Genomic DNA, 9,669 nt, shown 5'->3' with positions numbered 1-9,669 from the left:
CGACCCCGCCGCGCCCTGCTAAGGATGCTTCTCTTGGGATCAGTCGTTGATGGCGGCGACGACGCCGGCGCCGACGGTGCGGCCGCCCTCGCGGATGGCGAAGCGCAGCTTCTCCTCCATGGCCACCGGCACGATCAGCGCCACGTCCATGGTCACGTTGTCGCCCGGCATCACCATCTCGGTGCCCTCGGGCAGCGTGCAGATCCCGGTCACGTCCGTGGTCCGGAAGTAGAACTGCGGCCGGTAGTTGGTGAAGAACGGCGTGTGGCGGCCGCCCTCCTCCTTGGTCAGGATGTACGCCTCGGCCTTGAACTTCGAGTGCGGCTTCACCGAACCCGGCTTGCACACGACCTGGCCGCGCTCCACGTCCTCGCGCTTCGTGCCGCGCAGCAGCACGCCGACGTTGTCGCCCGCCTGGCCCTGGTCGAGCAGCTTGCGGAACATCTCGACGCCCGTCACCGTCGTCTTGGTGGTCGCCCGGATGCCGACGATCTCGACCTCCTCGCCCACCTTCACGATGCCGCGCTCGACGCGACCCGTCACCACCGTGCCGCGGCCCGAGATCGAGAACACGTCCTCGATCGGCATCAGGAACGGCATGTCGATCGGACGCTCCGGCTGCGGGATGTAGGCGTCCACCGTCGCCATCAGCGCCAGCACCGCCTCCTTGCCGATCTTCGGCTCCTTGTCCTCAAGCGCCATCAGCGCCGAGCCCTTGGTGATCGGGATGTCGTCGCCCGGGAAGTCGTACTTCGACAGCAGCTCACGCACCTCGAGCTCGACCAGCTCCAGGAGCTCCTCGTCGTCGACCATGTCGACCTTGTTGAGGAACACCACCAGCGCCGGCACGCCGACCTGACGGGCCAGCAGGATGTGCTCGCGGGTCTGCGGCATCGGGCCGTCGGCCGCCGACACCACCAGGATCGCGCCGTCCATCTGCGCCGCGCCCGTGATCATGTTCTTCACGTAGTCGGCGTGGCCGGGGCAGTCCACGTGCGCGTAGTGGCGGTTCTGCGTCTCGTACTCCACGTGCGCCGTCGAGATCGTGATCCCGCGCGCCTTCTCCTCAGGAGCCTTGTCGATCTGGTCGTAGGCCGTGAACGTCGCCCCGCCCGTCTCGGCCAGAACCTTCGTGATCGCCGCCGTCAGAGACGTCTTGCCGTGGTCAACGTGCCCGATCGTGCCAATGTTGCAGTGCGGCTTGGTGCGGGAGAACTTTTCCTTGCCCATCAGAGCCTCCTAAATTCGAATTGATGTTGCGGAAGAAGGGGTGTCGAGGCGTGAGCCTCAGGCGTACTTGGCGATGACCTTGTCGGCCTCGCCGCGCGGCACCTCTTCGTAGTGGTCGAACTGCATCGTGAAGTTGGCGCGACCCTGGGAGAAGGAGCGCAGCTGGTTCACGTAGCCGAACATGTTGGCCAGCGGCACCATCGCGTTGATGACGTTGGCGTTGCCGCGCATGTCCTGGCCCTGGATCTGGCCGCGGCGGGAATTCAGGTCGCCGATGACCGAGCCGGTATACTCTTCCGGCGAGACGACCTCGACCTTCATCACCGGCTCGAGCAGGACCGAGCCGCCCTTCTGCAGCGCCTCACGGAAGGCGGCGCGGGAGGCGATCTCGAAGGCCAGCGCCGACGAGTCGACGTCGTGGTAGGCGCCGTCGATCAGCTCGACCTTGACGTCGACCACCGGGAAGCCGGCGAGCACGCCGGCGCCGAGGACCGAGTTGAGGCCCTTCTCGACGCCCGGGATGTACTCCTTGGGCACCGCGCCGCCGACGATCTTCGACTCGAACGAGAAGCCCGCGCCCGGCTCGTTCGGCTCGACCACGAACTTCACGCGGGCGAACTGACCGGTGCCGCCGGTCTGCTTCTTGTGCGTGTAGTCGATCTCCTGGCGGCGGGTCAGCTTCTCGCGGTAGGCCACCTGCGGCTGGCCGATATTCGCGTCGACCTTGTAGGTGCGGCGCAGGATGTCGACCTTAATGTCCAGGTGGAGCTCGCCCATCCCCTTGAGGATGGTCTGGCCGGATTCCTGGTCGGTGGAGACGCGGAAGGACGGGTCCTCGGCGGCGAGCTTCGAGAGCGCGATGCCGAGCTTCTCCTGATCGGCCTTCGACTTCGGCTCGACGGCGATCTCGATGACGGGCTCGGGGAACTCCATCTTCTCGAGGATCACGGCCTTCTGCGCGTCGCAGAGCGTGTCGCCGGTGCGGGTGTCCTTGAGGCCGGCCAGCGCGACGATGTCGCCCGCGAAGGCCTCCTTGATGTCCTCACGGTTGTTGGCGTGCATCAGGAGCATGCGGCCGACGCGCTCCTTCTTGTCGCGCGACGAGTTGAGGACGTTGGCGCCGGTATCGACCTTGCCCGAGTACACGCGGCAGAACGTGATCGTTCCGACGTGGGGATCGTCCATGATCTTGAAGGCGAGCATGGAGAAGGGGTCCGAATCCGTCGGGTGACGGACGGTCTCTTCCTCGGTCTTGAAGTCGATGCCCTTGATCTCGCCGCGATCGGCGGGGGAGGGCAGGTAGTCCACGACGGCGTCGAGGAGCGGCTGCACGCCCTTGTTCTTGAACGCCGAGCCGCAGAGCACCGGGTGGAAGGCGCGCAGCTGCACGGCCTTGCGCACCAGGGTGCGCATGGTTGCCTCGTCCGGCTCGGTACCGTCGAGGTAGGCCGCCATCGCGTTGTCGTCGAGCTCCACGCAGGCCTCGACCAGCTTGGTGCGGTACTCGACGGCCTGGTCCTTCAGGTCGGCCGGGATCTCGGTCTCGTCGAAGTTGGCGCCGAGCGCCTCACCCGACCAGACGATCGCCTTCATCTTGATGAGGTCGATCACGCCCTGGAAGTTCGACTCGGCCCCGATCGGCAGCTGTAGGCAGACGGGCTTGCCGGCGACGCGGTCGATGATGTCGGCGACGCACTTGAAGAAGTCGGCGCCGATCTTGTCCATCTTGTTGACGAACACGACGCGCGGCACGTCGTACTTGTCGGCCTGACGCCACACGGTCTCGGTCTGCGGCTCGACGCCCTGGTTGCCGTCGAGCACGCACACGGCACCGTCGAGCACGCGGAGCGAGCGCTCCACCTCGATGGTGAAGTCGACGTGGCCGGGGGTGTCGATGATGTTCAGGCGCTTGTCGCGCCAGAAGCAGGTCGTCGCGGCGGAGGTGATCGTGATGCCACGCTCCTGCTCCTGCGCCATCCAGTCCATGGTGGCGGCGCCCTCATGGACCTCGCCGATCTTGTGGGACTTTCCGGTGTAGTAGAGGATCCGCTCGGTCGTCGTGGTCTTGCCGGCATCGATGTGGGCCATGATGCCGAAGTTGCGGTAGTCCTCGATCGCGTGCGTGCGGGGCATCGAATTGCTCCTGAGAGACGGCGGAACCGCTTACCAGCGGTAGTGCGAGAAGGCGCGGTTGGCTTCCGCCATCCGGTGCGTGTCTTCCCGCTTCTTGACGGCGTTGCCGCGGTTGTTCGCGGCGTCGAGCAGCTCGGCCGAGAGGCGCTCGACCATGGTGCGGTCGTTGCGCGAGCGCGCGGCCTGGATCAGCCAGCGGATCGCTAGGGCCTGGCGGCGCTCGGTGCGGACCTCGACGGGGACCTGGTAGGTCGCGCCGCCGACGCGGCGGGAGCGGACCTCGATCATCGGGGCGACGTTGTCGAGCGCGGCGCGGAACACCTCGATCGGGTTGGCGCGGGCGCGGTTCTCGACGATGTCGAAGGCGCCGTAGACGATCCGCTCGGCGGTCGACTTCTTGCCCTCGTACATGATGGAGTTCATGAACTTCGTCAGCACCACGTCCCCGTACTTCGGGTCCGGGATGATCTCACGCTTCTCGGCAGAGTGACGACGGGACATCTTCTGAGACTCTCGAACGAAAGATCTTAAGCGCCCCGCGCAGGCCGCCTCAGCCCTGAGGCCGGCGACATCCTTGCGAGGCCGTGGAAACGCGGAGCGGCGCCCGGGAAATATCCGGGCGTCCGAACTTACTTCGGCCGCTTGGCGCCGTACTTCGACCGGCGCTGCTTGCGGTTCTTCACGCCCTGCGTGTCGAGCACGCCGCGCAGGATGTGGTAGCGCACGCCCGGAAGATCCTTCACGCGGCCGCCGCGGATCATCACCACGGAGTGCTCCTGAAGGTTGTGACCCTCGCCCGGGATGTAGCCAATCACCTCGAAACCGTTGGTGAGGCGCACCTTGGCGACCTTCCGGAGCGCCGAGTTCGGCTTCTTCGGGGTCGTCGTGTAGACGCGGGTGCAGACGCCGCGCTTCTGCGGGCAAGCGTCAAGCGCCGGAACCTTGTTACGGCTCCGCTGGATCTTCCGCGGCTGGGCGATCAGCTGGTTGATCGTCGGCATCCTGTGCCCTCTTCCTCGGTCACCTAGTCCGGACTGCACAGGGCAGTCCGCAATACGAATATGCGCCGGAGGGCCTGTCACGGACCCTCGGCGCGGTGTGGGCAGAGGAGCACGCCCGAAACGAACGCGCTCGTACCTACGGATCTGACTTACAGCGTCAGGCGATTTGAACCCTCGGAGCGCTCGGGGCGATGGCGGCGGCTTCCGGGGGTTTGCCCAAGGGCCGTCGGCAGCCGATGGCCGTCCGAAGTGGCGCGCTTCTAGACGCGGTTGTCCGTGAGGTCAATGCGGTTACGGCAGAAAACTGCACCGCGGCGGAGGTTAAGGATCGGTCAAGGGCGCGCGCCGCGCCGCGATCGCTGAGCCTCGGCGATGCCGGAGCCGAGAGCCTCCTATCGAGCATGGCGCTTGGTCGCGTCAACGCGGGCCTGGGCGGACAAGCCGAGCCGCTGCAACGCGCGGGCGACGCGCTGGCGAAGCCCCAGGCGCCACCCGGGCGGCGCAGGAAAATTTTCTCTGTCGCCGTCGGACCATTCGGCCAGTCGCACTCATCGGCGGCGAAAGAATGGAATGTTTCTCCGTTGATTTCTTGGGGCGCCGAAGATGATCATGGCTCGTCACTCGAGCCATCTCTGTCGATCAGCTTTCATCGGCGCGACGTTCCCGAAGCAATATGGATTTATATCTGTGTCCGAGCCATGACAAGCGCGATTTAGACCGGAAACACTCGCGAGACTTTAAAATACAACTACCTTTACCGATCCCGGACCGTCTTATGGAGCTACACGTGCGCCGCCTCCTCGCTCTCGCCCTCGCAGCCCTCCTGTCGGTCGGCCCGGCCCTGGCCGACCGCTTGGATGACATCAGACAGGCCGGCGTTCTCCGGGTCGCCGCCTTCGACAGCAACCCGCCTTTCGGCTTCGTCGATCCAGCGACGAAGCGGATCGCCGGCCTCGACGTCGACTACGCGCAGGCCATCGCCGACACGCTCGGCGTCAAGCTGGAGATTCGGCCGACCAACCCGGCGAATCGGATCCCGCTGCTCACCTCCGGCAAGGTCGATCTCGTTCTGGCGAACTTCACCATCACGGACGAACGGGCGAAGCAGCTCGATTTCAGCATTCCGTACTTCGCCTCCGGCCAGCAGTTCCTGGCGAAGAAGGGCACCCTGTCGTCGCCGGAGCAGCTGAACGGGCTCCGAATCGGTGCCGACAAGGGCACCACCAACGAGATCGTCCTGCGCCGCGACTTCCCGAAGGCGATTGTGGTGGCCTTCGACGACACGCCCTTCGCCTTCACGGCCCTGCGCAACGGCAATGTCCAGGCGATCACGCAGGACGGTCCGAAGCTCGTCGGGCTGCTCGCGAAGGTGCCGGACCGGCAGAACTACGAGATTCCCGCCTTCAGCATCTCCAACGACTATATCGGCGTCGGCGTCCCGAAGGACGAGGCGCGCCTGCGGGACCTCGTGAACGAGACTCTGCGCGGCCTGGAGGCGAGCGGCAGGGCGGCGGCGATCTACGACCGCTGGTTCGGCCCCACCACCGAGCAGCCGCTGCCGCGCCTGTTCCGGATCGGGGACCGTAGCTGACCGGGGCGGCACGGCAGCGATGGCCTCGCTGTTCGGCGATCCGCTCGCGCCACGCTACCTCATGTGGCTGCTGCAGGGCTTCGGGGTGACCCTGACCCTGTCGGCAGCCACCTGCCTCGCCGGTACGGCGCTGGGCCTCGCGGCGTGCGGGCTGCGGGAGGCGGGTGGCCCAGCGGGACGCGGCGTCGTCACCCTCTCCGTCGGCATCGTCCGCAACACGCCGCTACTGGTGCAGCTCTTCGTCTGGTACTTCGCGGTGGCCGCCGCTCTCCCGCAGGGCGTGGCCGTCTGGCTCAACGCGCCGCACGTCCTGGACCTGGGTCTCGGCGCCCTGCGGTGGCCCGCCTACGAGAGCCTGGCCGGGTTCTGCGGGCTCACGCTCTACGCGGGCGCCTACATCGCCGAGGAACTCCGCGCCGGCATCGAGGCCGTCCGGCCCGCCCAGCGTGAGGCGTCTCTCGCCCTCGGCCTCACGCCCGTCCAGGCGTTCCGCCACATCGTGCTGCCGCAGGCTCTGCGCGTCGCGTGGCTGCCGATCGTCGGCCAGTACCTCAACACGCTCAAGAACACGTCGCTGACCATGACGATCGGCCTCGCGGAGCTGTCCTACGCGTCCAGGCAGGTGGAGACTGAGACCTTCAAGACCTTCCAGGCCTTCGGCATCGCGACGCTCCTCTATGTTGCCGCGGCGGCCACGGCGGAGACGGCCGGGCAGATCCTCGACCGCCGCTCACGCCCCCCGGGCCGGCACCGATGAATCCGTCGGTCGTCGTCGACAATCTCGGCTACCTGATGGTCGGGGCCTGGCCCGAGGGACCTATCGGCGGGCTGGCCCTGACGCTGACTCTCTCCGGCCTGTCCGGTCTGGCCTCGGCCGCGCTCGGGCTCGTCCTCGGCATCGCCCTCGCGATGAGCGCGGGCGCCGCCCGGGCAGCGCTCACCGCCGGGCTCGGCTTCCTCCGCGCCGTGCCGGTCGTGATGCTGATCTTCTGGACCTACTTCCTGCTGCCGACCCTGTTCGGTGTGTCGATCCCCGAGGTCGGTACGGTCGCGGCGGCGCTGTCGCTCGTCGGCGGCGCCTACCTGTCCCACGGGGTGGCGGCGGGCATCGCGAGCGTCGGCCGCGGCCAGTGGGAGGCCGGCCTGGCGCTCGGCCTCGGACCATGGCGCACCCTGCAGTTCGTCATCCTGCCGCAGGCGCTGCGGCCCATGGCGCCGTCCTTCGTCAACCAGTGGACCGCGCTCATCAAGGACACGTCGCTCGCCTACGTGATCGGTGTGCCCGAACTCGCCTTCGTGGCGGCGCAGGTGAACAACCGCGCCATGGTCTACCCGGCCGAGATCTTCCTCTTCGTCGGTGCTGTCTACGGCGCCCTGTGCGTCTCCCTGGACGGGCTGGCCTCCTGGGTGACGAGCCCCGGCAAGGTACCGGCGCATCGTGCCCAGTGACGGCGCGGCCGGCCGATGGGCCGATGCGCCTGCGCCGGCCCGCGGGACACGGCCGATTCACCCGGGCACACGTGGAAGGCGTACCGGATCGGGGCAGGCGCGCACCGGCACGGTCTACGGAGAATTAAAGCGATCCATCGAATTGTCGCGCCCATCGGGTGGCCAGGTCGCCGCCGCAGGTTCGCGTCGAGGGTGTTGCGTATGGGTTGCGTCGCGGTCAGCAACGTCGTTCCGTTCCGGCGGCCGGTTCCCGCCCAGCCCCCCGGCGAGCGGGAGGCGCGCAACCGTCGCCGCAGTGAGCAGCGCGCCCTCCTGGACGCCGTCTACGCCACCGGCAGCATGGTCGTCGCCGCGGAGGATCGCGGCCTCAAGCTCACCGCCTCGCGCCTGCAGGTCTACGGCTTCCTGGCGATCGAGGAGGTGGGCGAGGACGGCCTGATGCGGCGGCTTCGCCCGTCCGAGGCGATTCGCGCCCGGTCGGAGCGGCCCTGGCGCCTCTCGAAGCCCGCGAGCGGGTCCTCGGTCACTATCCCGAGCCTCGACGGCTTCCTGTTCGAGACGGCCGGCCAACCGATCTGATCGATCCCGATCGCTGAACGACAACCGACCGGTGCGCCGACGGGCGCGCCGGTCGTCGAACGTCGGGGCCCGCCTTCGGCGGCCCCACCGCCGCACCGGCCGGCGCCGCCGCGATCGAACCGCGCGGCACCGCGAACAAGCCCTGAAACCGGATCAGCCCCCCTATGCGGCGGCGGCGATTTCCGGCCGCTCGGCTTGCCATCACCGGCTGCCCGTAGTATGCGCCCGGCCTTCGCGACATTTCCGTTGGGTGCTCGCACCCCGTGAACGCGGTGACCGCGCCGGTGTCTCAAGACATCGCCAGCGCGGTCGAACACATGAGCCGGGGACGTCAGGTCCCCATCAGGCGTCGTCCGCCGGGCAATACCGTCCGTGTGCGGAAACCCGCCTGAAACAAGGAGTCACGCACGTGATCCAGATGCAGACGAATCTGGACGTTGCCGATAACTCGGGTGCACGCCGTGTGATGTGCATCAAGGTTCTCGGCGGGTCGAAGCGCAAGTATGCCGGCGTGGGCGACGTGATCGTCGTCTCCGTCAAGGAGGCGATCCCGCGCGGTCGCGTCAAGAAGGGCGACGTCATGAAGGCGGTCGTCGTCCGCACGGCCAAGGACGTGAAGCGCGCCGACGGTTCGGTGATCCGCTTCGACAAGAACGCGGCCGTTCTGATCAACAATCAGAAGGAGCCGATCGGCACCCGTATCTTCGGACCGGTGCCGCGCGAGCTCCGCGCCCGCAACCACATGAAGATCATCTCCCTGGCTCCGGAGGTGCTGTAATGGCTGCCAAGATCAAGAAGGGCGACAAGGTCGTCGTGCTCACCGGCCGCGATTCGGGCCGGTCGGGCGAGGTGATCCAGGTTCTGCCGAAGGAAGGCCGGGCCTTCGTGCGCGGCATCAACCTGGTGAAGAAGCACCAGAAGCAGACCCAGAACCAGGAAGGCGGCATCATCTCCAAGGAGGCCGCCATCCAGCTCTCGAACATCGCGGTCGCGGACGCCAACGGCAAGCCGACCCGCGTGGGTTTCCGCATCCTCGAAGACGGGCGCAAGGTCCGGTTCGCCAAGACCACGGGGGATCAGATCGATGGCTGAGGCCGACAAGAACGCCTACACCCCGCGGCTGCGCAAGCACTACGACGAGGTGGTTCGGCAGAAGCTGATCGAAGAGTTCGGCTACAAGAACCCCATGGAAGTGCCGCAGATCACGAAGATCGTGATCAACATGGGCGTCGGCGAGTCCACCGCGGACTCGAAGAAGGCCTCGGTGGCGGCGGGCGACCTCGCCCTGATCGCCGGCCAGAAGCCGGTCATCACCAAGGCCCGCAAGGCCATCGCGACCTTCAAGGTCCGCGAGGGCATGCCGATCGGCTGCAAGGTGACCCTGCGCAAGCAGCGCATGTACGAGTTCATGGACCGGCTGATCACCATCGCGCTGCCGCGCGTGCGTGACTTCCGCGGCCTGAACCCGCGCTCGTTCGACGGCCGCGGCAACTACGCCCTGGGTCTCAAGGAGCACCTCGTGTTCCCGGAGATCTCCTACGACAAGGCCGAGCAGATGTGGGGCATGGACATCGTCGTGGCGACCACCGCCAAGACCGATGCCGAGGCCAAGGCGCTGCTCGCCGCCTTCAAGTTCCCGTTCCGGCAGTGAGGCCCTCGGGTCTCAGACGCGGACACCGGAGATAG

Annotated in this window: 12 protein-coding genes; 8 read left to right on the top strand and 4 right to left on the bottom strand. The window is 67.2% G+C overall.

All coding sequences use genetic code 11. The annotated features are described in order from the left end of the window. Positions 1-39: 39 nt before the first annotated feature. The 4 genes from tuf to rpsL form a co-directional block, all read right to left on the bottom strand. Positions 40-1,230 (bottom strand): elongation factor Tu, encoded by a 1,191-nt coding sequence (tuf, locus tag LOK46_RS11975; RefSeq protein WP_012319185.1) that lies wholly within the window; start codon positions 1,228-1,230, stop codon positions 40-42. Between the two features lie 57 nt (positions 1,231-1,287). Then, a complete protein-coding gene (fusA, locus tag LOK46_RS11970) occupies positions 1,288-3,363 on the bottom strand; it encodes an elongation factor G (protein WP_273563967.1) in 2,076 nt (691 codons plus the stop codon). Between the two features lie 30 nt (positions 3,364-3,393). Beyond that, complete coding sequence (gene rpsG / locus LOK46_RS11965) at positions 3,394-3,864, bottom strand: 30S ribosomal protein S7 (protein ID WP_012319183.1); 471 nt, start codon at positions 3,862-3,864, stop codon at positions 3,394-3,396. A 128-nt stretch (positions 3,865-3,992) separates the two neighbouring features. Beyond that, complete coding sequence (gene rpsL / locus LOK46_RS11960) at positions 3,993-4,364, bottom strand: 30S ribosomal protein S12 (RefSeq protein ID WP_007557568.1); 372 nt, start codon at positions 4,362-4,364, stop codon at positions 3,993-3,995. A 401-nt stretch (positions 4,365-4,765) separates the two neighbouring features. On the opposite strand from rpsL, the gene LOK46_RS11955 reads away from it, so the two are divergent. The 8 genes from LOK46_RS11955 to rplE all read left to right on the top strand — a co-directional run bounded on the left by LOK46_RS11955 (position 4,766) and on the right by rplE (position 9,634). Next, complete coding sequence (locus LOK46_RS11955) at positions 4,766-5,080, top strand: hypothetical protein (RefSeq protein ID WP_273563966.1); 315 nt, start codon at positions 4,766-4,768, stop codon at positions 5,078-5,080. A 71-nt stretch (positions 5,081-5,151) separates the two neighbouring features. Further along, entirely contained in the window at positions 5,152-5,955 is an 804-nt protein-coding gene (locus LOK46_RS11950; RefSeq protein ID WP_273563965.1) for an ABC transporter substrate-binding protein, read from the top strand. A 19-nt stretch (positions 5,956-5,974) separates the two neighbouring features. After that, positions 5,975-6,712: an amino acid ABC transporter permease gene (locus LOK46_RS11945; protein ID WP_273563964.1), complete on the top strand. Its 738-nt coding sequence runs from the start codon at positions 5,975-5,977 to the stop codon at positions 6,710-6,712. Continuing rightward, a complete protein-coding gene (locus LOK46_RS11940) occupies positions 6,709-7,404 on the top strand; it encodes an amino acid ABC transporter permease (RefSeq protein WP_273563963.1) in 696 nt (231 codons plus the stop codon). The genes LOK46_RS11945 and LOK46_RS11940 overlap by 4 nt, the downstream gene beginning before the upstream one ends. Positions 7,405-7,605: 201 nt before the next feature. Then, the gene (locus LOK46_RS11935) at positions 7,606-7,983 is read left to right on the top strand and encodes a hypothetical protein (protein ID WP_273563962.1); all 378 of its coding nucleotides are present in this window, start codon (positions 7,606-7,608) and stop codon (positions 7,981-7,983) included. A gap of 409 nt (positions 7,984-8,392) precedes the next feature. Beyond that, positions 8,393-8,761, top strand: coding sequence for a 50S ribosomal protein L14 (rplN, locus tag LOK46_RS11930; RefSeq protein ID WP_010686182.1), 369 nt, complete (start codon positions 8,393-8,395; stop codon positions 8,759-8,761). Further along, positions 8,761-9,075 (top strand): 50S ribosomal protein L24, encoded by a 315-nt coding sequence (gene rplX / locus LOK46_RS11925; RefSeq protein ID WP_012319178.1) that lies wholly within the window; start codon positions 8,761-8,763, stop codon positions 9,073-9,075. The genes rplN and rplX overlap by 1 nt, the downstream gene beginning before the upstream one ends. After that, the gene (gene rplE / locus LOK46_RS11920) at positions 9,068-9,634 is read left to right on the top strand and encodes a 50S ribosomal protein L5 (protein ID WP_020096277.1); all 567 of its coding nucleotides are present in this window, start codon (positions 9,068-9,070) and stop codon (positions 9,632-9,634) included. The genes rplX and rplE overlap by 8 nt, the downstream gene beginning before the upstream one ends. The last annotated feature ends 35 nt before the right edge of the window (positions 9,635-9,669 follow it).

The sequence above is a fragment of the Methylobacterium sp. NMS14P genome (assembly GCF_028583545.1).
GTDB lineage: Bacteria > Pseudomonadota > Alphaproteobacteria > Rhizobiales > Beijerinckiaceae > Methylobacterium.
The sequence above is the reverse complement of the archived record's forward strand: the minus strand, read 5'-3'. Positions and strand labels throughout refer to the sequence as shown.